At 60.3% G+C, this 23356-nt stretch carries 19 protein-coding genes, 3 tRNA genes and 2 pseudogenes; 4 read left to right on the top strand and 20 right to left on the bottom strand.

The genetic code is table 11. The features are described 5' to 3' along the window. The first annotated feature begins 71 nt into the window (after positions 1-71). Positions 72-1376 (top strand): hypothetical protein, encoded by a 1305-nt coding sequence (locus tag IPP35_00505; protein MBL0057623.1) that lies wholly within the window; start codon positions 72-74, stop codon positions 1374-1376. A gap of 165 nt (positions 1377-1541) precedes the next feature. Here IPP35_00505 and IPP35_00500 read toward each other — a convergent pair whose 3' ends face one another. The 9 genes and pseudogenes from IPP35_00500 to IPP35_00460 all read right to left on the bottom strand — a co-directional run bounded on the left by IPP35_00500 (position 1542) and on the right by IPP35_00460 (position 15166). Beyond that, on the bottom strand, positions 1542-2489 hold the full coding sequence (locus IPP35_00500) for a CCA tRNA nucleotidyltransferase (GenBank protein ID MBL0057622.1): 948 nt from the start codon (positions 2487-2489) through the stop codon (positions 1542-1544). A 10-nt stretch (positions 2490-2499) separates the two neighbouring features. Next, positions 2500-4143 (bottom strand): tetratricopeptide repeat protein, encoded by a 1644-nt coding sequence (locus IPP35_00495; protein ID MBL0057621.1) that lies wholly within the window; start codon positions 4141-4143, stop codon positions 2500-2502. A gap of 80 nt (positions 4144-4223) precedes the next feature. Then, entirely contained in the window at positions 4224-7532 is a 3309-nt protein-coding gene (locus IPP35_00490; GenBank protein ID MBL0057620.1) for a hypothetical protein, read from the bottom strand. Next, positions 7529-9652, bottom strand: coding sequence for a hypothetical protein (locus IPP35_00485; protein MBL0057619.1), 2124 nt, complete (start codon positions 9650-9652; stop codon positions 7529-7531). Before IPP35_00485 ends, IPP35_00490 begins: the two co-directional genes overlap by 4 nt. Continuing rightward, positions 9649-10377 carry a DUF4159 domain-containing protein gene (locus IPP35_00480; protein ID MBL0057618.1) on the bottom strand — a complete coding sequence of 243 codons (729 nt, stop codon included), beginning with the start codon at positions 10375-10377 and terminating at the stop codon, positions 9649-9651. The genes IPP35_00485 and IPP35_00480 overlap by 4 nt, the downstream gene beginning before the upstream one ends. A gap of 1018 nt (positions 10378-11395) precedes the next feature. Continuing rightward, positions 11396-12262, bottom strand: coding sequence for a VWA domain-containing protein (locus tag IPP35_00475; protein ID MBL0057617.1), 867 nt, complete (start codon positions 12260-12262; stop codon positions 11396-11398). 67 nt (positions 12263-12329) lie between these two features. After that, the gene (locus IPP35_00470) at positions 12330-13220 is read right to left on the bottom strand and encodes a DUF58 domain-containing protein (GenBank protein MBL0057616.1); all 891 of its coding nucleotides are present in this window, start codon (positions 13218-13220) and stop codon (positions 12330-12332) included. Then, positions 13217-14115 (bottom strand): annotated as a pseudogene (locus IPP35_00465) (AAA family ATPase). Before IPP35_00465 ends, IPP35_00470 begins: the two are co-directional and overlap by 4 nt. Before the next feature lie 85 nt (positions 14116-14200). Further along, complete coding sequence (locus IPP35_00460) at positions 14201-15166, bottom strand: VIT1/CCC1 transporter family protein (protein ID MBL0057615.1); 966 nt, start codon at positions 15164-15166, stop codon at positions 14201-14203. A 55-nt stretch (positions 15167-15221) separates the two neighbouring features. Between IPP35_00460 and IPP35_00455 the strand changes: the two genes are divergently transcribed. Together IPP35_00455 and IPP35_00450 are read left to right on the top strand one after the other, a co-directional pair. Continuing rightward, positions 15222-15878: a 7-cyano-7-deazaguanine synthase gene (locus IPP35_00455; protein MBL0057614.1), complete on the top strand. Its 657-nt coding sequence runs from the start codon at positions 15222-15224 to the stop codon at positions 15876-15878. A 13-nt stretch (positions 15879-15891) separates the two neighbouring features. Then, positions 15892-16971 (top strand): hypothetical protein, encoded by a 1080-nt coding sequence (locus IPP35_00450; protein ID MBL0057613.1) that lies wholly within the window; start codon positions 15892-15894, stop codon positions 16969-16971. Positions 16972-17030: 59 nt separating this feature from the next. Here the strand turns inward: IPP35_00450 and rplA are convergent, their stop codons facing one another. The 4 genes from rplA to secE all read right to left on the bottom strand — a co-directional run bounded on the left by rplA (position 17031) and on the right by secE (position 18993). Continuing rightward, on the bottom strand, positions 17031-17717 hold the full coding sequence (gene rplA, locus IPP35_00445; GenBank protein MBL0057612.1) for a 50S ribosomal protein L1: 687 nt from the start codon (positions 17715-17717) through the stop codon (positions 17031-17033). 106 nt (positions 17718-17823) lie between these two features. After that, entirely contained in the window at positions 17824-18240 is a 417-nt protein-coding gene (rplK, locus tag IPP35_00440; protein MBL0057611.1) for a 50S ribosomal protein L11, read from the bottom strand. Positions 18241-18255: 15 nt separating this feature from the next. After that, positions 18256-18786 (bottom strand): transcription termination/antitermination factor NusG, encoded by a 531-nt coding sequence (gene nusG, locus IPP35_00435; GenBank protein MBL0057610.1) that lies wholly within the window; start codon positions 18784-18786, stop codon positions 18256-18258. Positions 18787-18801: 15 nt separating this feature from the next. Continuing rightward, the gene (gene secE, locus IPP35_00430) at positions 18802-18993 is read right to left on the bottom strand and encodes a preprotein translocase subunit SecE (GenBank protein MBL0057609.1); all 192 of its coding nucleotides are present in this window, start codon (positions 18991-18993) and stop codon (positions 18802-18804) included. A 399-nt stretch (positions 18994-19392) separates the two neighbouring features. On the opposite strand from secE, the gene IPP35_00425 reads away from it, so the two are divergent. Further along, entirely contained in the window at positions 19393-19638 is a 246-nt protein-coding gene (locus IPP35_00425; GenBank protein MBL0057608.1) for a hypothetical protein, read from the top strand. Between the two features lie 311 nt (positions 19639-19949). On the opposite strand, the gene IPP35_00420 is transcribed toward IPP35_00425, so the two are convergent. The 7 genes and pseudogenes from IPP35_00420 to tpx form a co-directional block, all read right to left on the bottom strand. Beyond that, positions 19950-20024: transfer RNA gene (locus tag IPP35_00420), tRNA-Trp, on the bottom strand. 344 nt (positions 20025-20368) lie between these two features. Beyond that, positions 20369-20857 (bottom strand): ester cyclase, encoded by a 489-nt coding sequence (locus IPP35_00415; GenBank protein MBL0057607.1) that lies wholly within the window; start codon positions 20855-20857, stop codon positions 20369-20371. 31 nt (positions 20858-20888) lie between these two features. After that, positions 20889-21044 (bottom strand): 50S ribosomal protein L33, encoded by a 156-nt coding sequence (gene rpmG / locus IPP35_00410; protein MBL0057606.1) that lies wholly within the window; start codon positions 21042-21044, stop codon positions 20889-20891. Between the two features lie 30 nt (positions 21045-21074). Continuing rightward, positions 21075-22273 (bottom strand): annotated as a pseudogene (gene tuf, locus IPP35_00405) (elongation factor Tu). Positions 22274-22311: 38 nt separating this feature from the next. Further along, positions 22312-22384 (bottom strand) — tRNA-Thr (locus IPP35_00400). A 114-nt stretch (positions 22385-22498) separates the two neighbouring features. Continuing rightward, a tRNA-Gln gene (locus tag IPP35_00395) sits at positions 22499-22569 on the bottom strand. Between the two features lie 232 nt (positions 22570-22801). Further along, positions 22802-23323, bottom strand: a complete 522-nt coding sequence (tpx, locus tag IPP35_00390) for a thiol peroxidase (protein MBL0057605.1) — start codon at positions 23321-23323, stop codon at positions 22802-22804. Positions 23324-23356: the final 33 nt, after the last annotated feature.

The raw sequence follows: 23356 nt of genomic DNA, 5'->3' as shown, positions 1-23356 counted from the left end.
ATTTACCCGTAACCCCGCCCTCCGGTGAACCGGAGGGCGGGGTTACTTTTTTTTTTGCTAGAATTCTTCCCATGAAAAGCGCCATAGCATTGGTTCTTCTTCTCCTGGCGGCAGGACTTGCTCGTGCCGAGGTCTCCGCCCTCAATCTGGGCCTGGATTACCGCCTTCGCGCCATCGGCATTCAAAATAACGACACCCAACCGGACACCCGCGACAACCTGAGTTACTATTCCCACCAGGCCCGCCTCTATATGACGGGCTGGTTGAACGAAGATGTGGAGGCGGGGATTCGGGTGCAATCCGTCAGCATTTGGGGCTTGGAAGGGAGCACCTCAGCGCCCGTCTCCCGCTACCCCAAAACCGATGGAACGCCCTGGATCGAACAGGTGTATCTGCACATGCCGAACCTCATGAACAAACACCTTGATATCACCATCGGCCGTCAGCCCATCGTCATCGGGGACGGGATGCTGGTTTCCGATGATCAGCTGGGGTTCAACGCCCTCCGCGCAAAAATCGCCTTGCCTCGAAGAGCTAGCCTGGACCTTTTCACCGCCAAGATCACCGAAAGCCTCGAGGGGCACAACGATTCGGATTTAAACGGCGTGGTGGGAGCCCTGGACCAGGGCGACCTTCGCTGGGAATTGGCTTGGATTCAGGAGAATAACAGCGGCCCGTCACCCTACACCCTGGCCGGGGCCACAACCACGGCCGCTCATGTGGTCCGAAACTTCTACGACCTTCGCCTGTTCGGTAATCTAAAAGACGCCTACTACAAGATGGAAGTGGCCATGGAAAAGGGAGACGCCAACGTGGGGCCCGGCGGCGTGAACACCACCATCGCGGGTCTTGGCGAGCGGTTGGAACTGGGGGCCCAATCGGACACCGCGAAGTTTGGCCGCTTCGGGGTCAAAGCCCTTTACGCCTCCGGTTCAGGAGACGACCCCGGCACCGCCGACAAAGACGAAGCCTTCCGCGCGAGTTTCGCCGGCCGCTGGGACGGCCTTCAACGCGCCGGGTGGGGCCAACATTTCGGCGCCACGCTCTCCGACGCCTACAGCCCGTCGTCCCCCTTTTCCCCCACCGACACCGGCCTCCCGCCCGGAGCCTCCGGCATTAAAACCATGGGTTTAGGCATTTTCACGGTCCAGAAGATTCATTGGACCGGCTCCCTGGATTATTACACCTACGACTCCCGCGTCAAAGTCGCCGGCCAAAACAGCCTCGGCGCCGAACTGGACGCCGGCCTGTCCTTCCGCTACACCGGTTTCGTCACTTTCAATCTCGGAATGGCCTATTTCTTCCCCGGCGACCTCTACGGCCCCACCGCCTCCAAAGTCACCCGCTACACCGCCGAAACCCACCTCCACTTCTAACACCGGGGGACGCCCTAAAGTATTATACTATACGCGAAACTCACAAACCGTGTCTCGTGTCTCTTTAGCCGCCTGGTGTTTACGACTGAACATTCCGTTTGTAGTTGCCCCATTTATGGGGCCACCTTTTTCCAGGTCGAGGTCCTTACTCGTGGGGCCTTCATCCTACGCGCGTTCGATCGGCTGGCCCTGAGCGAGAAAGGCAAGAACCCTTCTCCGCAAATCCATGGGTGTGGAAAATCGCTTGAGCGCCGCCTCCGCGGTGATTGGATGGGGGCTCAAAAAAGCGGCCAACCGCTGAACGGGAGGGGATTCCCTTGGCGTGGATTTCACCCGTTGAGCCAGAACATCGGTCAACTTCCAGTCGGCGTCCCAGAATTTCCAAAGGCCCCACTCCCATGTGGAACGGAGAGCGGGAACCGGATCCTCTTCCTCTAAAATTCGGAATAGCTCATGCCGCAGTCTCACCAGACTGACGGATCTGGGACGTTCCTCGCTCACGGCTTCACGAATGAAACCCATGGTTTTCTCTTCCACGGCCCACCCATAGCGAGAGGAGTAACGGGCCGCGCGGTGGAGGCGAGTCGGGTCGTCGATAAAACTTTGATCGTGCAGGGCACGGAGAAGTCGGGCTTTCATGTCTGCCTGCCCCCCCGTGGGGTCCAAGAGAGAACCGGATTCGGGGCTGAGGCTCAAATAAAGGGCGTTCGAGGTGAAATCTCTTCGCCGGGCGTCCTCGGCCAACGTCGCTCGGCGAACCAGCGGGAGAGCACCCGATTGGGAATAGGTTTCCGCCCGAGCGGTCGCGACATCCAGGTGTGTGCCGTCTTGAAAATGGAGAGTGAAGGTCATGAAACGCGGGTGCTCGACCACCCGGGCGGAAAGGACCTTGGCGGCGGAGTGAACCAGCGGCGCCGCCCGCCCTTCGACCACAACGTCCCAATCTTTCGGATTTAAACCCAGTAGGAGATCCCGCACACAGCCCCCCACGGCGGCGGCGGGGAGATGGTTTTGGGCGGCGATTCCGCCGAGCCGGGTGAGGCGTTCCCGCCAAAGATCCGGAACCCGGGAAAAAAGAGCCGGGGGATTTTCGCCCGACGCAGAGGAACTCACCAGCCGCCCCTCATCGCCCTTTCGGCATTCGCTTCAGCGCCTGCCGCACAGCATCGTTATTCGGGTCGAAACGCAGGGCCAGGTTCAACGATTGCCTCGCTAAAACGAAATTACCGACATCCACAGCGATGAGCCCCAAAACCTCATGAATCTTTGGATGGAAGGGATTAATTTCCAGGGCCTGTTGCAAAACCGTTTGGGCCTCCTCGTACCGGCCGTCGTCAAAAAACAAGTCCCCCAGCATGACAAAGGAGGAAGCGTAGGCGTGGTTTTTTTCCATGACGCGTTTCAGAAGCTCCTCCGCCGAAGACGCCTTCTCGGCCCCCACGTAGGCCCGCGCCAACCGCGTCAAGGCCACCCCGTTGTCTGGCTCCAAATCCACGGCCTTCTTGTATTCCACGATGGCCCCGTTCAATGAACCTTGCTGGCGCAAACGATCGCCAAGACGCAAAAAATTTTGAATGTCGGGTCCCACCAAAGACAAGTCTTCTCCGGTCCCCAAACGAATGGACTCGGTGAGCGCGCCCCGCGCCAATTCGGTCGGGACCTCCGTCAAGTCGGCCAGAGAATCCCGCCAGTTTTTTTCGAACTCCGCTTCGGTCATGCCGAGGGTAGACTGGAACGCTTCGGCCCTCGTTTTTGATCGAAACGCGATGAGCAGATCACGCAATTTTTCCTGGCCGAATTCTCGAACAATAAAATCCACCGCGTCCGACGTTTCCGCGAACGCGAGCGACGCCTTCTCCTGGGATTCTAACCGAAGAAAAGAAGGTTCCATGGAACCGAAGGTTAACAGCCCCGAAACCGTGGAGGTGTCCGAGAGAACGGCGCGGGTTAAAAGAGCCCGCGCGCTGGGTGTATGGGTGAACCCTTCGGGCCGACGCCACCCTGTCTCGAGGAATCGGGCGGTTCCTTCCTGAAGCCAGATCGGGCAGTTCCCGCCCGAAACGCGGGTGAGGTTGGAGTGGACGTATTCATGAACGAGGAAATCCATCCAGCGGTATCCGAAAGCCGTCGCCTCCGGAGACAGGGCCATGACACGCCCGAACGCAACGGAGGCCACGGCCCCTGTCCGTTCGATCGTCTCCCGCGATAAGGTTGAGGCGAAGACAAAACTATCCACCGTCGGATACACTTCCACCTGCACCGCCACCGTTGGAGAGGAACCAAAAAACTCCGCCACCCGCGCGTAGGCGTTTTCCAACGACGGCAGAGCGGTGGGGCCCAGGAAGGCGTCTTCCGACCGCGTCAGGAAAATGAAATGGTCGGATTTCGTCCGCGCGAAAGACCGCTGAACATCCATGAGCCCGGTCAGATAGTTTACCCGCGACGTCGCCCACGCGTCCTTCTTTTCCAATAGTTCCAACGCCTGTAGGGCACCGGCGTTGTTCCCCGCGTAGAGTTCTTCCAAACATCGCACGCGGTTAGCGGCGTCCGACCGGCCCTCTTCGATCAATTTTTCTCGATACGCCCGAACCGCGTCCCGTTCCTGGGCCGCCAGCAAAGATTCCACCCCGTTCAACGGGGCCGAGGCCCGAGACAAAGCCTCCACGGGATCCGTCAACTCCCTCGGTGTCAGGGCCCACAGGGGCCCCCGCCACAGCAGGGCCCCTAGAAGACATAACCAGACAATATTTCGGTTACCCCGCCTCATCGTGCCGCCTCCCGTTTCACGCCCGTATTATAAGTTAAACAACCTGAATTGCAAGATCGTTAGTGTCGAGACAATCCCTCTCATTTTGCCCAGTGCCGGTAATAATCCTGAATCGCGCGCTCCTGGTCTTTGGGGTAGCCCTCTTTCATGGATTTCATCAGTTCTTCCCGGAACGCGCGGGGAGGGCGGAAATCGTGCGGACGGGGGAGTTCCACCGCACCGCTTGTTCCGCCCGATCCCCCCCCCTGACGGAGCGTCGGGATGGACGGGCTCCCAGCGCCGCTCGACAAACTTTGCATGTTTCGAGAAGCCTTTGAAAGACTCTCCTGAACGTCCCGAAGGAGCTCCAGCGCTTGTTCTTGATTTTTTTGGGCCGAGCGAAGAGCCAAAAGCCGCAGATCGGAACCGGAACCCTCCATCCGGACGGCGGCATCCGAGAGCCGTCGAGGAAGGCCCGGGGAAAGAAGCGCATTCCGTCCGGTCAGGTCGGCCAAGGCCTGGGCTAAACCGCGGGTCTCTCGGCCCAAGAGGTCCTGCTCCTCCGCCCAGACAGGAAAGCGAAGGCGTTCATCCAAGGAAAGAGATTCCCCTTCGGAAAAAGGGGTCCCCAACAAATCGAGAAAAGACCGTGATTCCGAAACCAGGGAGGCCACGTCCGAAACGATGGCCTCGCCGGGATTGGACGTTGGAACGCCCCCACCCGACGAAGGAACCCCGCTGGACCCAAGATCCGTCATGAGAAGATCCCGGGTTTTCTCGGCCTGGGCCTGAATTTCCCCCAAACGTCCCATAGCGGCAGGCAAATGGCCGGACCCCAGAGCTCGGCCCAAATCAAAGGAAAGAACCTCCAATCGCCGAAGTCCTTGAACGACCGCATTCTCGTGGCCCTCCGCCGAAAGCCCTTCGGCCCATTCCCCCGCTCGCGATTCCCAGAGAGGGGCCGCCGCCCGAAGTTGGTCGAGGCCCTTCGCCTGAAGGATCCCATGGCGCTCGAGGACTTGGGCCGCCGAGGTTTCCGTTCGGTCCAAAAGGGACTCTTGCTTCCCGATGATCTCCCTCAACCGATCGTCCGCCTCGCGCAAGGCGCCGGCCGTTTCCATCCCCGCGCCGCCCATCCCCGGCCCGAGCGCCCCAGCGCCGGCCCGAGCCAACTGACGCTCGATTTCCTGAATTTGTTCCAACGCTTCCTGGGCGGCGGCAAGAGCCTCCGCTCCATCGTTCACCGCTAAGGCCTGGGCCATCCGAGAAAGCGCTCCTGAAACACGATCGAACCGAAGGGTTTCGACGGCGGCTCGGTTCACGAAATCCTCTGAAAGATCTTTCGGCATTTTCTCTAATCGTTCCCGGATACGCCGGAGGGCCTCTTCCATGGCACGAGCCGTTTCCTGAAAAGCGCGAGCCTCCGACTCGGACAGGCGGGGCCCCTGGGCCAAGGAGCGCGCCAGATTTTCGGCCATGTTGGATAGGTCCCCCTGATCCCGGATCAACCGCCGGGTATTTTGCGCCCGAAGGGCCTGCTCTGAAAGAAGGGCCATCCGCTGAAGCTCCGCCACCGCCTGGGTCATGGCGTTTTCGGCGCCGGGGCGGTCCTGATTTGACAACGAACGGTCGGCCAGGGGGAGAATGTGTTGCGTTAACTCATTCAAACTTTCTTGAATCCCCCGATGTTCCAGGAGGTTTCCCCGATCGGTGCGCGGATCTACCGACATCCGGTCTAGAATTTCCGCCAATGAATCTTTCGACTCCGCCAACCGACGGTCCAGATCCCGTTGGCCCGTCGCCAAGCCGTTCCAGTTGGGCGTGGAGACCCGAACCTGGACCCGAAGGTCCATTTCCTCCGCCAAGCGATTCAGGAGATCTTTCTGAAAAAGGGCCAGATCCCCTTCAATTTTTTCGTGAGCCGCGGAGTAGGCGGCGATGGAGACGCGCCGAACCTCGCTCCGCCCTTCCCCGGCGGGCGTCTGGCCATCCTGGGCCGCCGCCTGAATTTCCAGTTGGTCCCCTTCGGAAAGACTGAACCGGCCAAGGTCGAATTCTCGCTCCAAGACCTCCCCCGAAACGCCTTTTGAAAAACGAACCCAGGGCTCCCGACGCCACGGCCCGCCGTTCACGCGCACCAACAGAGACGACTCCACCAGTCCGATGTCGTCCCGAAATTCGGCCGTGACGGGAAACCGATCTTTGGAGTCAGCCTGAAGGTCCTCGGCGGGCCCCAGGAGGGTCACCACCGGGGGCGCGTCCGGAACGGCCTCCACCGAGAGTTCCCCCACCAGAGCCTCCCCCGTCTCTTTTGATCGTCGGGCCCAAAGCCGCCGTTCCAAGTTCCGATCCGCCCGATCCTCCCAACGCCATCCCTCGGAGGTTTTCGTCGGCTCCAGGTCCTTCCCACCTCCGTCGACACGCAGAGAGGTGTCCGCGGGATCCAACCGGAGGCTCCATCGGACGGTCGACCCGGCCAACACTTTTAAAGCCAGCGAATCCTCGTGCCTCTCCGGTTTTTTGCCCGCATAAGCCGGCGGTTCGACCTCGGCCCGAAGAGCCAAGAGTTTGGGAGGATCGAACGGCGTCAATTGAAATCGCGGACTCCGCCGCCCGCGAAAGAGAACCCTGTATTGGATGGCGTCTTGCAGTGAACGAAAGACGTAGGTATGAACCCCCGATGAAACGAATTGAAAAGACCGGCCCTCTCCCTCCAATCCGGGACCCCGGACCTCCAATTGGGGGGAGGGACTCCTCCCCGCCACCCGCACGGTGACCGAAACATTTTCCCCCCGAAAAAAAACGGCGTTGCCGGGATGAACGGAAAGGATCCCCCCGCCGTCGGAACCGAAGGGCCAGATCGTTCGACGCCGCGCCGGGCCGTCCACCCGCCAAGCCACGAACAAAAACAGGATTCCGCCCAACGCCGCTCGCGCCGCCGTCCCCCACCAGGGACCGGAAGTCAATCGCGACTTCCAGTTTTTCGGAAAAGCTTTCTCCGCTTGTAAAATCGCGCCCGTGTGAAACTCGCCCGCCTGAGGATCGGCGGAAAGTTCCATGGCGGTCCGCAGAAGGTCCCGCGGTTCCGTCCCCAAAGATTCGGCCACGGCCGAAGCGGACGTTTCCCGAACCAACCGCCCGATGTTTCGAACCAGGAAGAATATAGCCGTCGTTCCGGCCAAGACCCAAGCCGTTTCAAACAGTCCCGGCGTGTCGGGCTGTTTCTCGGCCCATAGGAGAAGGATCGCCCCCCAGAGTCCCGCCCAACCCGTTCCCCGCGCTACCACGCGGAGTCCCCCCACCCCCAGGCCCCAGATTCTCGCTCGGAAAAGACTCTTCGCCAGCGAATGGGAAGCGGGGCCGCGCCCCCGCGGGGACGGGGAAGGTTCCGTCTTCCCTGTGACCGTCACGGCAGTCCTCGTCGACGCCGAACCACCAATTCCATCGCCAAGAACGCCAGGGCCAAGGCGACCCATCCTTTTTCAGTCCCTCCCCCTGCCGAACGGTCTTCCCATGGCAAGTTCGAAATCCACCGACGCCAGTCCTTCTCCCTCAAATCCGCGGCGGCAAAGAAAACGCCCCCGGACTTGCGCGCCAGGTCCGCCAGCCGGGAGAAATCGGGACGGGTATCGCGGGTTTCCTCCCATTCAGAAGCCGCTTCCACCCACATCCGGTCCCGGAAAGATTCTCCCGCTTCCGCCCGTAGTTCATAAAAACCCGAGTCCGGCGGGATAAATTCGGCAACAAACTCCCCGGAAATTCCGCTGGACCGAACCGCCAGGGGAAACCTCCGTCCTCCGGGACCCATGACCTGGAGGCGAGGCGGACGGGCCAAATCGGGAGGGGTTCGAAGCTGAACCAGCCACGGCGCGCGGGGGGTCAACGGGCCCCCGGGCCGCACCAAACGCAAGGGCCCGGACCCAGGAGAACCGGCCAACCACCGGACACCGTTTTCCCAGAACCGCTGATAGTCGGCGGGACCTTCTCCGCGACGGCCTCCGTCTAAAGCCCACCGCCAACTGGTGGAGTTCGCCATCCCCACCACGCGGCCCCGGCCCAGCGACCGTTCCGCCAAAACGGGAAACCCGCCCACGGGTTCCCCCGCCAACGCCCGTGCACCCTGACGAACGCCTTTCGGGAAATAACCGCTTCCCTCCAAAGCGGACAAATTCGCCCACCGGGCGTCGTTCGTCGGTCCGTCCGCCAAGACGAGGAGCGGATGCCCCGGGGCCAGGGGCTTCAAACGGAACCGTTCCGGGCCTAAGGCCGGAGGCCCCGGCTCCCAGGGAAGGAGATTTTCAAGAACGTCCTCCCCGAGGAAGATGTTCGGGGAACCGCCCGCTTCGTTTACCGAAAGGAATCCTCCGCCGGCCCGAACCCACCGGTCCAAGGCCTCATAAAAAGATCTCCCGAGGCCGATCCGCAATCCCGTCATTTCCTCCAGAACCACCAGGTCGAAAGTCGGAAGCTGGGCCACCAGAGCGTCGGCGGTGGGAAAGGGGATCAGGGAGAGGTCCGACTCCGAATAGGCCATGGCATCCTCAGGGTCCCGAAGAACGACAAACGAAACCAGTTCCACCGAGGGGTCGTTCTTGAGCTGGGCGCGAAGGAAATGGTAGTGGGGTCCGGGCCGACCGGCGATGTAGAGCGTCCGCACCCGATCCCGCTGAACGTCGACGGCAAAGCGGCGATCATTATTGCCGGTCCGGGTTTCTCCCGGCAAAGGTTCGGCCCGAACCGAACAGAGCGCGAGCCCCGGACGCGAGGGCGTAAAGACGAGCGGGACCGTTACCGGCCCGGAAGAAAGATCAACGGTGGTTCGCGCGCGGGGCCGTCCGTTTTCCAGCAAAATGACTTGGACGGGAGGACCGGAAAGGCCTCCCGCCGATACCCGGGCGGTGATTTCCACCGGTAGGCCCGCGAAGACCCAGCGCGGGCAATCCACGGATTCCACCGCCACGTCGGGACCGCCGCCCCGCCCCCCCACCCCCACGGCGAAAATTGGAACACCGGGGGGGGCCGCCGCCTCATCGTTGGACCGGCCGTCGGACAACAGGAGGATGGCCCGTGGAGCGCAGGAGGAGACCAAGGGCCCCAAGGCCGAGAAGGAACATTCGCCCAAATCTGGGCGTAGCGCGGCCACGTCGGTTTCGGCCATGGAACTCCACCCGCTCCCGAGCCGATAGTGGCGGGCCGCCCCCGCCGGAACCGAGCGGCGGAGCGCGTCCCAAACGGCCCGGGCTTCGGCCCATCGGGTTTCTAAGGCGGGACCGTCCGATTCCATCATGCTGGCCGACCCGTCCCACACGACGGCCAAACGGAAATCGCGGACAGGCCCCAGCCGCCGGATCCCGGATGACAAAAGAGCGAGGGCCAGAAACACCGCGGAACAAGCGCGCAGGATGACAACGGGAAGCGCCCCCCCTTGCCGGAGGGACAGAAGCATCCACCCGCCGATGAGTAAAAGAGTGAGGGCCGTCCACGGCAAGGCCCCCGGCCAAAGAAGATGAGAATCAAAATGAAATTTCATCGAACCCGTTTCTTTTCCAAGAAGGGCTGGTGAACGGCGTCCGTCTTATAGGTTCCCGTGACCGAGAACATAACCAGGTTGACGAAGAGTCGGGCGCTTTCTTCCCGCTGGCCCTCCCCCCCCGGTTCGCAAGAAAAAAGAGGTTGCCCCACCCGGTCCCGCGCCACAGCGCCTAGAAGATCGTTGGAACTCCACACCATCACCAGTCGATCCGCCAACCACAACCCCTGAAGGCCGGGATCCACCCGCCGACGCCCCGCGCCCGAACGCAACAGAAAAAAAGACCGATACAGGGCATGATCCAAAGGAACAGGCCGCCAACGGGCCCCGGAGAATAGCCGGTCCGGAAGGTCCCGGACGGACCGAGAAAAGGGCGAAGAAGACGATGCCTCCGTGTCGTCAAAAAAAACCAGGCCCCCCGCCGCCAGATAATCCCGGATTCTCGCGAGGTCTGGTTCGGAAAAATCCAGCCCCCCCCGGCCCGCCACCACGAGGAACGGAGACTCGAAGAGCGCGTCGTCCGACAACCGCAACACGCGACGTTCGTCGACGGGGTCCAAGCGCGTGGTCTGCCGGAGGAAAACCGCCCCCCATCCCCAAACCTCCGGATAGGGATCCCAGCGGCCCGGGCGTTCCAACTGGGCGAAGACGAACCGGTTTCCCGTGGCCCCGCAAAGGAGGAAAGGAATAAGAAAAATAGCCCCCAAGATTCCCATCCGTTTCAAAGGCTTTTCCTCCGTCGTTTCCACAGAAGTCCCGACTCGAGAATAAGCAGGCACAGGATGACCTTCGCGACCCCCGGCGTCAAATCTCGCCCCCGGAGCGCCTGTTGGATCTCCGTCGAACGCGCCCGTTCCGCCGGAACCCAGCGAAAAGGAACAGGGCCCAGCCAGGACCGCCACTGGTCCGGCGTCAAGCGGAATAAATTTCCTTCCTTTTCGGAGGGAACGTTAACGGCCACGGCTTGGGTTCGAGCGCCCCTCCAGTGGTAGATTCCCGGAATGTCGGTGCGGTCGTAGACCCAGAGGTCCCGGACTCGCGCCGCGCGATCGAGACGTCCGTCGGGGCGAAGCACCTCGATCGGCGCCCCCTCGCCACCCGGTCGTTCCACCGTTTCCCCCACCGTATAGGAAGTCCGTTCCTCTTGGCCGCGCGAACCCGAAAGCCAGCGCAAAAGGTTTCCAACCAGGACGGGAAAGGAGGGTTTGGCGGGGAAGTTGGTCCAATCCCGATCAATGCTGGATCCCCACAGAGCCACCCGCCCCCGACCGCGCGCCCCCACGGTGAAAACCGGCGTTTTGGTTCGATCCGAAGCCAGGACCACCCGCGCCCCCGGCCGGGGGGCCCCCGCTAAGACCCGTTGCACACGGACCTGGGACCACAGAAAACCCGTGAGGTTCGGCAGGGGGACATCGCCCGTCTCGCTTAAACCTTCGTCCATCTCCTGGGAGGTAAGCGCCTCCAGAGGCAAAAGATCGCGAAGACTGAGGTATCCCCCGCGGTCGCCCGCGGTCATCCAGAGGCCTCCCCCCGCCTCCACGAAGCTCGCCAACCGCTCCACCGTGGAGGTCGTCAACGGGGGCGGATTTAGGAGGGCCACCACTTGGAAAGGGGACAAATCCTTTGTGAAGAGGTCCCCCGGGGACGCCCAATCCACCGTCACCCCTTCGGACAACAGACCGTCCAGGACGGGTCGGATGAAAAAGGTTTCGTCCCCCACCGGGGAAAGGCTGGGAGCCCCGTTCACGCACAAAACGGAAAATGGGGGCAAGGGGTCGGTGACCAGGAACCAGCGGTCGTCCTCCGGCAAGGCGTCAGGATCCAAGGAAATTTCGGCCGGGCCGGACCGGGCCGTGGAAAACACCGTCCCTCGCTCCCCCTCCCAGCGAACCCGACCCCGGGCTTCCACGCCCCCGTCCCGTCGGAGAGTCCACGTTCGAGGCGAGGCATCCCCCCAGGTCTGCAATTCCACGCGGGGCGGCCCCTCCCGACCGCTGGACCGCTCCCCACAATGGCCGCATTGGAGCGGGGCGACACCACTTCGACCACCACCAACCCGCCCGGAGTGTCGTGCCAAGGTTTTTGGCCTTCTCCAGCCCCGTGGGCGGCCGCGTCCGAAAACAAAACCACCGTCCCCCCTCCCCCCAAAAGCTTTAAGGCTTCATCGAACCCGGCCGAAAAACGCGTCCCCCGGTGGGTGGGGGTCGCGGCTTCCAAAGCCCCCGCCACCCCGGCGGGATCCGCCTCCGGAGGAAACGAACTTTCCACCCGGTCTGAAAAAACAACCAAGCCCCATTGGTCCCCGGGCCGGCGGTTTTGAAACACGTCGCGGGCGAGGTTCCGCGCACGATCAAAACCGGTTTCACCCGATTGGGAAACACGGAGCGAATAGGACGCGTCCAAAAGAATCACCCCTCGAACGTGGCCGGCCCCTAGCGCGCCTCGGAACCCCGGCCGCGCCAAGAAAAGGATCACAGCGGCCGCGAGAGCCGTCCGGGCCGCCAAGAGGGCCCAGCGCCGGAGCCGGTCCGGCGTCCAGCGATCCCCCGCCGCTTCGCGCAACAGGAGACAGCTGAAAAAACAGTTGGTTTCGCGCGAATCCGCCCCCACACATGCAAAACCAAAGGCAGGCCGGCCACGGGAAGGGCCCCGAGAGCGCCCGGATGGAGGAATTCGATCACCGGGCCGCCCGTCGATGGAGGAAGGTCGCCACCGCTTCGTCCACCGGTTGTTTGGTGATAAACCGTTGATAATCCACACCGAGCGCCGCCATTCCGCGCGACAGAGCGCTCTGGCGCGCGGCCATTATTCTGGCGTAAGACTCGGCCATCACCGCCGGGTCGCCCCGAATCAAGTCCCCCGTTTCGAGGTCCTGAAACCGGCGGTTTCCCTGAAAAGCCAGGTCCAGTTCCACCGGATCCAAAACCTGAAGGGCCGAAACGTCCAGCCCTCCGGCGCACAACAGACGGAATCCGGACAGGATATCATCGAGAGGACCCAAAAAGTCCGACACCACCACCACGGCGCCACGACCTCGCCACCGGGAACGAAATTCCCTGAAGGAGTCTTGAAAGCAACCCGGCGCGCCGGTGGGAGGATGTTGGAGTTGAGCGAAGAGACGAGACAAAACATCGTTCCCGGTTTGGGGGGTTTGGAAAGAGAGGAGGGCCCGGTCGAAAAAACCGACGCCTGCCGCTTCCCTTCCATGGTGAAGAACGAAAGCCAGCGCGGCCAGGAGACCCGCGCCGTAACGAAGCTTCGTCCCACGGCCATCGGCCGAAAACGTCATCGATGGGGACACATCCAGAAGGAGAGAAGCGCGAAGGTTCGTGTCCTCCCGTTCTTCCCGAACCGTCCAGCGATCCGTCCGGGCGAATACCGTCCAATCGATTCGACGCCGATCGTCGCCGGGCGCGTAGGCGCGCCGGTCCAGGAAATCTCCCGCGCGCCCGCGTCGATGGCTTTCGTGCCGGCCCACCCGAGGCCCTTCCGCGGGCCCCCGGGGATGGAACGACAACGGCGCCAAACGCGCCGTCCACCGCGGGTCAAAAACCCCGCTCTCCATCATTCGGTCCGACCGGACTCCTCGATGAAACGACGAACGAGGTCGTCCGTCCGGACCCCGTCGGCCTCACCGCGAAAAGAGAGGATGAGCCGATGGCGAAGGACAGGCGCCGCCAGCGCGGCCACGTCCTCCCAGGACACGGTGAAACGGCCTTTCAAAAGACAGCGAACCTTGGCCCCCAGCAGTAACGCCTGGCCGGCCCGTGGGCCGGCGCCCCAGGCCAGGGCCGAGCGAGCCGAGCCATCGGCGTCGGTTCCCTGGGGTCGGGTCCGCCGAACCAGCCGAAGAACCTTTTCCACCACGCTCGGGGTGACGGGAACCCGTCGTACGAGTTCTTGAAACTCCAAAATTTTCTCGCCGGAGAGCAAGCGGGCCAGGTCCCCTCGCCGGGGGCCCGTGGTTTGTTGGAGGACGTCCCGTTCCTCCTCGGCCGTCGGGTAATCGATGTTGATTTGAAAGAGGAAACGGTCCAATTGGGCTTCCGGCAACGGGTAGGTGCCCTCCTGCTCGATGGGGTTTTGGGTGGCCAAGACGAAAAAGGGATCCGGCAACGGGTACGTTCTTCCCAAAACCGTCACCTGGTGTTCCTGCATAGCTTGGAGGAGGCGGCCTGGGTCTTGGGCGGCGTGCGGTTGATTTCGTCGGCGAGAATCAGGTTGGCGAAGAGGGGCCCCGGAGCGAATTGAAAAGCCCGTTGGCGGGTGACCGGATCTTCTTGAAGAATATCGGTCCCTGTGATGTCCGAGGGCATGAGGTCGGGCGTGAATTGGATGCGTTGAAATTTGAGGTCCAAGATTTGAGCCAGAGAGGAAACGAGAAGCGTTTTGGCCAAGCCCGGCACCCCGACCAGAAGGCAATGCCCTCTGGCAAAAAGACCGATCAAAAGTTCCTCCACCACCTGGTCCTGTCAACAATGGTTTTGGCCAGCTCCCGGCGAATCGCCGAGGAGGCTTCGAGGAACTCTTCGATTTTCTGCGCGTCGTTCAAATCGCCACCCCCCACAAAAGGTGGACCAGGGTGCCGATCAAGCTCGTCACCCCCACCGCCAGGGCGATCACCGCGAGGTTCAACGCAATCCGACGGCGCACGTCCATGCCGGAGAGGAACGCCAACACCGAAGAAACCACCACCGCGGCCACGGCGCCCGACGCCACGGACACGAACGCGTTCTTGGCCCCGAAAAGCAACGGAAGAACCGGGAGGCTCGCCCCGATGAAATAACTGATTCCCACGATCATCCCTGTCGAAACCGGGGAAGGAGGATCGCCGGTCTCGTCCTTCCGCCCGAGGAAAGCGGCTTTTCCCTTCTGCACCCGCTCGATCTCCCGTTCGGAACTGGTGGCGGCAAAAGATCCCGCCGCCATGGACAGAGCGCCCGCCACGGCGACGGCGACGCTGGCCCCCAAAACCAAGGAAGGGGCTCGGAGCGCCGTAAAAAACCCGCTCACCGCCCCTAAAATTTCGACCAATCCGTCGTTAAATCCGAGAAAAATTCCCCGCACCCGTTCGGGATTGATCTTTCGGCCGGCAAAACCCGAAACGATTTCATCTTCGTGCTCGAACTCATCCATCAGGGTGTCTTTCAACGCCTGTCCGAACGGGGTGTCGCGGTAGGTGTCCCACAGGGTCAAATATTTTCGGATGCCGTACACCTCAATCCCCTCCAGAACCAGGAGAACAGCCGAGGGCCCCACCACGCGGCAAACCGCCGTGACGATCTCCAATTTGAGACGTCTTCCCCAATCCAGTCGGGAACGCTTCAGGGAAAAAAAGTCCTGCCAAAAAGCGTAATGCTTGGCTTCCACCGCGACCAAGCGATCCAACATCTCCGCCAACCCGGTGCGAGACACCCCCCGGAGCCGCTCGTACAACCGCAAATCGAAAAGTTCGTCCAACACCAGCTCTTCGCCTCGCGAACGGGCCGCTTCATCCAAAATCAAATGATTCATAGGGAAATTTTAGCAGTTTCGTCTCCGGAGTTGGTTTGCTACATTCTTAACCAAGATGCGCCACGACAAGGTCTTGGTATTGGCCAGCGGCGGCCTGGACAGCGCGGCGCTGTTGGGCTGGGCGCTCAAACGTTACCGGAAAGTGCAACCGGTATATTGTCGGTTCGGACTTCGGTGGGAACGAGCGGAACTTCACTGGCTGAAACGCTTTCTGGCCGCGGTCGGTTGCCCAGCGCTTCAACCGCTGGCCGTTCTCGACCTCCCCGCCAAAACCCTGTATGCGGGCCATTGGAGTTTGACGGGAAAGGGCGTTCCGGGCTACCGATCCCGGAACGAAGCCGTATATCTGCCGGGACGAAACGCCCTGTTGCTGTCCCAGGCGGCCGTCTTCGGCGCTCAGCGACGGACCACCGAGATCCTCGTGGGGACACTGGCGGGGAATCCGTTTCGGGACGCGACACCGATCTTTTTTAAGTCCCTGGCTCGCTCCCTCACCCTGGCGCTGGGCCAACCCGTCATCATCCGAGCCCCTTTCCAGAAAATGGGAAAGGAGGCGGTCCTCCGCGCCGCCGGGGACCTGCCGCTCCACCTGGCCTTTTCCTGCCTTAACCCCCGGGGGATCCGCCCCTGCGGTGCGTGCAACAAATGCGCCGAGCGGGATCAGGGGACGGAAGCCCTGGCCCAAAAAACAAGAGATCTCCGGGAAATTTGATAAAATCCTCTCGATGAGAATAAATCGCGCTCCGAAAGGAACCATGGCCGTTTTCACGGCGTTGGTTCTGACGGTGTTGTCATTGGTGGGGGGCGCTTCCGCGGGGGAACCCCGGGTCCGCCAGCGCGACCCGGCCGTCTTCTTCTGGTACCATTTCCGCACCGCCATCCTAGCGGAGAACGTCCAGTTATTGCGGGACACCACCCGTTTCCCGTTTGAAACCACCGCCGCTGACGGTTCCGTCACCCGCCATTCCCGCGGTTCTTTCAGCAAGATTTTCCGTGAACTCCTCGAGGCTCCTTCCGGGACCAAGGGAAAGACCATGAGGGATTTGATCGCGGGGAAAGAAGATCTTTCAGAAAAGGAACGGACCGCCCTCAAAAACGAGGAAATCCGCATCGGGTGCTTTCGCATCGCGACAAAGAAAGAAACGTGCCTTTTCGTTGGGGCTGACCTAGGAACCGGGACCGTTGCGGAAAAAAAGGCGCCTTCCCCCGCGAAGGAGTTGCCGCCCGCGCCAACGGACCCCACGCCTGTTCCCCTGGCGTCAACCCCCGTGGTCCGGCCCCCCAAAGCGGCCGAGGCTGAAGTCCCCGTCCCGGCGGAGGAAGCGGTGGAGGAAGAACCGCCGCTTGAAAACTTGGCGCGTTCTGAACCAGAAACCACCGCCGTCGTGCCGGCCTCCCCCATCAAACTCGTCAAAAAATCCAAGCCAAAACCAGAGGAACCAAGGAAGGACCTTTCGTTTCGGTTTTACTGGAACGACTTCCGGAAAGCCGCCCTCGACAACGAGGTGGAAACCATCAAATCTCTCACCCGGTTCGCCTTCGAAACCAAGGGCCCCTTGGAGGGAGACAAAACCAAAAAATATGTGGTCCGGGAGTTCGATCTTCTCTGGCCCCGCCTGCTGGAAGCCGACCCCCACGCCTGGGGCCCCCTCCGGGATTCCATGAAGGAAATGATCGCCCGACGGGAAGAACCCAGCGTCGAGGAGATGGCCACGGAACAAACAGGCCAAATTCAGGTGGGGGTCTTCATCTTTCGAAAAATTCGGGACCGGTGGTTCTTTACCCGGGCGATCCTTCCCGAATAACCCCCCTCCAATAAAAAAACCCAGCCCGCGAAGGCTGGGTTTTTTTGGAAAAGACAATTCTACTTTTTGACGGAATCCGTGACCACGGATACGCCAGGGCCCATGGTGGAGGTGATGGTCACGCTCCGCACATAGGTTCCCTTGGCGGTGGAAGGTTTCGCGTTTTCAATGGCCTCCAGGAACGCCTTGGCGTTTTCCACCAATTTGTCCTGGGAAAACGAGGCTTTTCCAAGGATCGAATGAATGATCGCCGTGGAGTCCATTTTGAACTCGATCCGACCCGCTTTGAGTTCCTTCACAGTCCGGGCAATGTCAAATGTCACGGTGCCGCTTTTGGGGTTGGGCATGAGACCCTTGGGACCCAGCGTCTTCGCCAACTTGGTCAAATCTCTCATGGCGTCGGGCGTCGCCACCAGGATGTCAAAATCCATCCAGCCCTTTGAAATTTTCTCAACGATGTCGGCGTCTCCCGCCTCGTCCGCTCCGGCCGTTTGAGCCTCTTTCACTTTTTCACCCTTCGCAACGACCACCACGCGTTTTGATTTACCCGTGCCGTGGGGAAGAGAAACGGTTCCGCGAACGTTTTGGTCGCCTTTTTTGGCGTCAACGCCCAGGCGCACATGGATTTCGACCGTCTCGTCGAACTTCGCCTTGGCGTTCTGTTTGACTAAACCAATGGCCTCTTCAATGGAATAACGCTTCCCAGCTTCAATGGTTTTTTGGAGTTCTTCGGTTCGACGGCTCATGGAGGACCTCTTTCTTCCCCGCGCCCGGGTCGGCCACTTTCGCCTCCGGCGGGCTCCCTCCTCCCGGCGTAGCCGGAGCGAGGTGTTGGGAAGTCGGACTTCTAAATCAGTCGGCGGTTTCGACGCCCATACTGCGGGCCGTGCCCTTCACCATTCGAATAGCAGCTTCCAGGTTGGGGGCGTTCAAATCCGGCATCTTCGTTTTAGCGATTTCTTCCAATTGCGGACGGGAAAGCTTTCCGACCTTGGTCTTGTTGGGTTCGGCGCTGGCCTTGGCCAACCCTGCCGCCTTCTTGATCAACGCCGACACCGGGGGCATCTTCGTGATGAAGGTGAAACTCCGGTCTTCGAACACGGTAATGACCGCGGGGATGGTCATGCCGGCTTCCATCGCCTTGGTTCGATCGTTGAACTGCTTGCAGAAATCCATGATGTTCACGCCGTGTTGTCCCAACGCGGGCCCCACGGGAGGCGCCGGGTTCGCCCCGGCGGCGGGAATTTGCAGTTTGATTTGTGTTTTTATTTTTTTAGGGGGCCATTAAAGTTTCTCCACTTGCAGATAATCCAATTCCACGGGCGTGGAACGACCGAAGATATCCACCGTGACCCGAAGTTTGGCTCGGTCCTCATTGATCTCTTCTACCATTCCAAAGAAGTGACGGAACGGACCTTCTTTGATTCGGACTTTTTCGCCCTTATCGAAGAGGACCGCCGGCCGCGGCTTGTGGTCGGGCGGCGCCACGGTGAGCTGAAGGAGGGATTGGATCTCCGACTCAGGAAGCGCCGTGGGCTTCACACCGCCCAAGAACCCCGTGACGCCCGCCGTATTGCGGATCATCCAGTAGGTCTGGTTGTCCACGTCCATGTCCACCAACACATAGCCGGGAAAGAACTTGCGCTTTTTAACTTGCTTCTTGTTTCGACGAAGTTCCACCACGTCTTCCGTGGGGATCAAAAGTTGAAAAATTCGTTCCTTCAAGTCTTGTTGAATAACCGTCTTTTCGACGAGGGCCTTGACCTTGTCTTCATGTCCGGAATACGTGTGAATCACATACCATCCGCGCGCCACAGGGAGTCCTTTTGTTCAGGAAATAAAGAAATGAAAACTTTTCAAAATCACAAAATCCAAAGCACCAACGAAAATAGAAAAGACGATGACCAACAAAATGACCAACCAAGTCGACGCCATCATTTGCGGGCGCGTGAGCCAGGAAACCTTTTTTAGCTCCTCGTAGGCGTCACGAAAAAACTGGAACAGCTGGCGAATTTTTTCCACGTTTAATCTCCGCTTCAATCCATTCTTCCCGAAAACGAAAAAGTGTTAAAGGTATGTGGGTCGGAAACGACTTCGGAAAGGCGCCGCTATTCTAGTCAAAAACGAAGCCCGCGTCAATCACCGATTTGACTTTTATAAAAAGGGACAGTTCCTCTGGCGCTTTCGAAGGAAAACGCCCCCCCCCCCACGAAACGACGGTCCTGGCCCTATCGGGCGCGCCCCCATCCACGTCGACAACCGCGACGAAAATCCCCAAAAGACAGCCCCGCCGGAATTCCCGGAAACAAATTGACATTTTTTATAATTACTATAAAAAGATTTGTTTTGTTTTATATTAAATCCGGGGCTAAACTAGAGGCCACGGGAGCCAGTTATCGCCCCGAAACTCAGGAGGACACCATGAAATCAAGTCTTGCCCCGATTCGCCGATTCGATTACCACAACCCCGCCAAAGAGGCGCCGCTGTATTGCCCCTGCGGATTCACCGCCCCCGGTGAGATTGTCGAATACTACCGCTTCTACCACGTCTTGGGATGCTCTCGCTGCCGAACCCACCTTGCCTTGGTCGACCACCCGGTTTCCACTGAGTTTGAGGTCTTGGAAGCCACCCCTTGGGCTGGAGCCAACCACTTCATCGCCGCCTAATACAAACAAGACACCGTAATGGCGGCTGAGGAAAAGATCTTTCCTTTGGAAAGAGGATTGCGGGGTGGCCACCAGGCAGAGTGCCCGTGGTTAACGGCATTTCAAACTTAGACCAACCGCGCCTCCTCAGCCTTTGGAAGCGGGTTCCCTCTCCCGCTGGCGGGAGAGGGGGAGGGAGAGGGGATTGTTTCACTACTCTATTAAATGGCAGGGGCGGAGGGCGCTGTGTGCCATTCGGCACACGTTTTGCGCGCCACGCTTAAGCGTGGCCGGGTCCCGAGGCGGGTCCCTATCCTTCCTTTATTTCTAGATGGCAGGGGCGGAGGGACTCGAACCCCCAGTCCTGGTTTTGGAGACCAGTGGTTTACCAGTTAACCGACGCCCCCCTGCGGGAATTCGGGCCCCCTGGGCCCGCCGCAGGCACCCGAGCTCTGCGAGGGTGCTCACAGCAAAGTTTCGGGCCCCCTGGGCCCGCCGCAGGCACCCGAGCTCTGCGAGGGTGCTCACAGCAAAGTTTCGGGCCCCCTGGGCCCGCCGTGGTTTCAGGGCTAGCGCCCTTCAACCATTTCCTCGGGGCCCCGCCCTCAGTCACAGGCACCCGAGCTCTCCCGTCCTACAAACCGGGACGATGCCTAGCGGCATCGTGCGAGGGTGCTCACAGCAAAGTTTCGGGCCCCCTGGGCCCACAATTAAGAACCCACTCCGCGTGGGAGCTTAAAATATTTCGCGCTTACTTCGCGGAAGGAACTTTCTCTCCCAACTGACGGCGGAGCCGTTCGTGATCCATGAAGGACCAAAGAGCCACGATCTTCCCGCCGGAGAATTTCACATAGTGGATCCCCGTGTAGGCCACCTGGCGCCCCGTGGCGGGAATCCCCAAGAATTCCCCCTCGTGGGTTCCGCTGAAAAAAACCCGCGCCGCCACCCGATCCCCTTCGGCGATCATGTCTTCCACCTGGATTTTCAAATCCGGGAAGGCGCGATGAAGCAGGATCACCAACTCCTGGGTGCCCTGCATTCCTTGGTTAATCCCTGTCGGGAGGTCATAACTGACGGCCTTTTCCGAGATGAGCCCTTCCAACGCGCCCGGATTGGCGGTGTTGAAGGCCTCGTAGACCTTCTTCAATACCGCCTTGTTCCCCGTCACCGGCGCCGCCGAGCCAGCCCAAACCCATCCGCCAAACGACAGACCCAGAAACAACACGGCCCACGTTCTCATTCGCAGGACTCCTTTCAAATGAACGACGGTTCTATTTTGTCTCTTTGTGCAGGGTGTGTTTACCGCAGGTCGAACAAAACTTTTTCATTTCAAGTTTTTTCTCCCGACGGCGTCCCCGCACATAATGATAGTTGCGGTTATCGCACTGCGAACACGCTAACATGAACACGAAACGATCGGCAGCCATTTTCTCGCCCTCTCTTCTTTAAGTGAACTCTTACTCCAGGATTTCCGTCACGACGCCGGCGCCGACGGTGTGGCCGCCTTCCCGGATCGCGAACCGCACGCCGTTCTCCAACGCCACCGGCGTGATCAACTCCACTTCCACTTCCACGTTGTCCCCCGGCATCACCATCTCCACGCCCGCCTTCAACTTCAAATTCCCCGTCACGTCCGTCGTCCGCACGTAGAACTGCGGCCGGTACCCGCTGAAGAACGGCGTGTGTCGCCCGCCTTCCTCTTTGTTCAAGATATACACCTGCCCCTTGAACTTCTTGTGGGGCTTGATGCTTCCCGCCGCGCAGATCACCTGGCCCCGCTCCACCTGGTCCTTTTCAATTCCACGCAGAAGGATCCCCACGTTGTCTCCCGCCTGCGCCTCGTCCATCACCTTCCGGAACATTTCGATTCCCGTCACCACCGCTTTCTTCGTGTCCTGCAGGCCCACGATCTCCCCGTTTTCCCCACCTTCACCCGGCCCCGCTCCACACGGCCCGTCGCCACCGTCCCTCGCCCCGTGATCGTGAACACGTCTTCCACAGAGACCAGGAACGGCTTATCCAACTCCCGCTTCGGGTCCGGGATCGCCGTGTCCAGCGCCGCCACCAACTTCAAGATCGCTTTCTCCCCGATCTCCGACTCCGTGTCTCCCTGCATCGCCTTCAGGCTCGATCCGCGGATCACGGGAATCTTGTCCCCGGGGAACTCATACTTGTTCAGCAGGTCCCGCACTTCGATCTCGACCAAGTCCAACAGCTCGGGGTCGTCCACCAAATCCACTTTGTTCAGGAACACCACCAGGTTCGGCACGTTCACCTGCCGCGCCAACAGCACGTGCTCCCGCGTCTGCGGCATGGGCCCGTCCGCCGCCGACACCACCAAAATCGCTCCGTCCATCTGCGCCGCGCCCGTGATCATGTTCTTAATATAGTCCGCGTGGCCGGGGCAGTCGATGTGCGCGTAGTGCCGTTTGTCCGACTCATATTCCACGTGCGACACCGCGATCGTCACGATCTTCGAATCGTCACGCACCGTTCCGCCCTTCGCAATGTCCTGGTACGACTTGATCTGCGCTTTCCCCGTCTTCGACAAAACTTGAAGGATCGCCGCCGTCAGCGTCGTCTTCCCGTGGTCCACGTGTCCGATCGTCCCCACGTTCACGTGAGGCTTGGTTCGCTCAAACTTGGGTTTAGCCATTTTCGTGCTCCTTAGGTTTGTCGTCGTGATAAAAAATCAGCTGGGAACCGGGATTGAACCGGCGACCTCACCCTTACCAAGGGTGTGCTCTACCAACTGAGCTATCCCAGCCCTGGGTTTTCGGCCTAACGACCGTTCACCCCTTCCTCGGGCATCGCGGCTTTGATGGGCCCCGAGGGTTCGAAAAGATAACTAAGAAATGCCGCTTGATTATACAAATAAAAACTGCCGGACTAGGATTCGAACCTAGACGACCAGGTTCAGAGCCTGGCAGGCTACCGTTACCTCATCCGGCAAAATCCGCCTTCTTTGATCTTGCCTGGGGGCCAGATCGCCCCCCCCTCTGGCCAGGCGAGCCTGGCGTCCCATGTGTCACTGCCACATGGGACCCATTCCCTCCTCCGGCAAAATTATCCTTGAAAAAAATGGAAGGCAACGCTTCTCCATCAGCTCAAAAAAACCCGTTCGGCGCCTTAGCAGCGCCGAACGGGCGTCATTCTAGCAAATCACTTGGTTGGTGAAAATGCCTTACACAGCGGTGGGGGTCTTGAGGGCGTTCAGAGCGGCCTCGTAGTTGGGGTGATTCGTCATCTCCGCCACATATTCGACATAAGTCACCACGTCATGGGCATTGACGACGAAAATGGCCCGGGAAAGAAGGCGAAGTTCTTTAATCAATGTTCCATAGGCATGACCGAAGGAAGCGTCTCGGTGATCGGAAACCGTTTGAAGGTTCTTAATGTCGGCCGTTTGACAGAAACGCCCCTGCGCGAAGGGTAGGTCCATGCTGACGAGATAGGTTTGAACACCCGGGATTCCCGAAACGGCCTGGTTAAACTTTTTGGTTTCCTGTTCGCATACGGGAGTGTCCAAGGAAGGAACCGCAATAAAGAGCCTTGTTTTTCCATCGGATTTGGCCAGGGACACTTCGCTCAGATCTCCCGCCACCAAACGAAAATCCGGGGCTTTCTGCCCAACCTTAATGACCGGACCGAGAAGGGTCAACGGGTTTCCTTTAAAAGTCGTACCGCCTTTGCGTTCGTTGTCCATAATAGTCTCCTGAATTGATTTGACTTCCGCTAA

This window comes from Elusimicrobiota bacterium (genome assembly GCA_016721625.1).
In the GTDB taxonomy this organism is placed as follows: domain Bacteria; phylum Elusimicrobiota; class Elusimicrobia; order FEN-1173; family FEN-1173; genus JADKHR01.
This window is presented reverse-complemented; position numbering and strand designations above follow the sequence as displayed.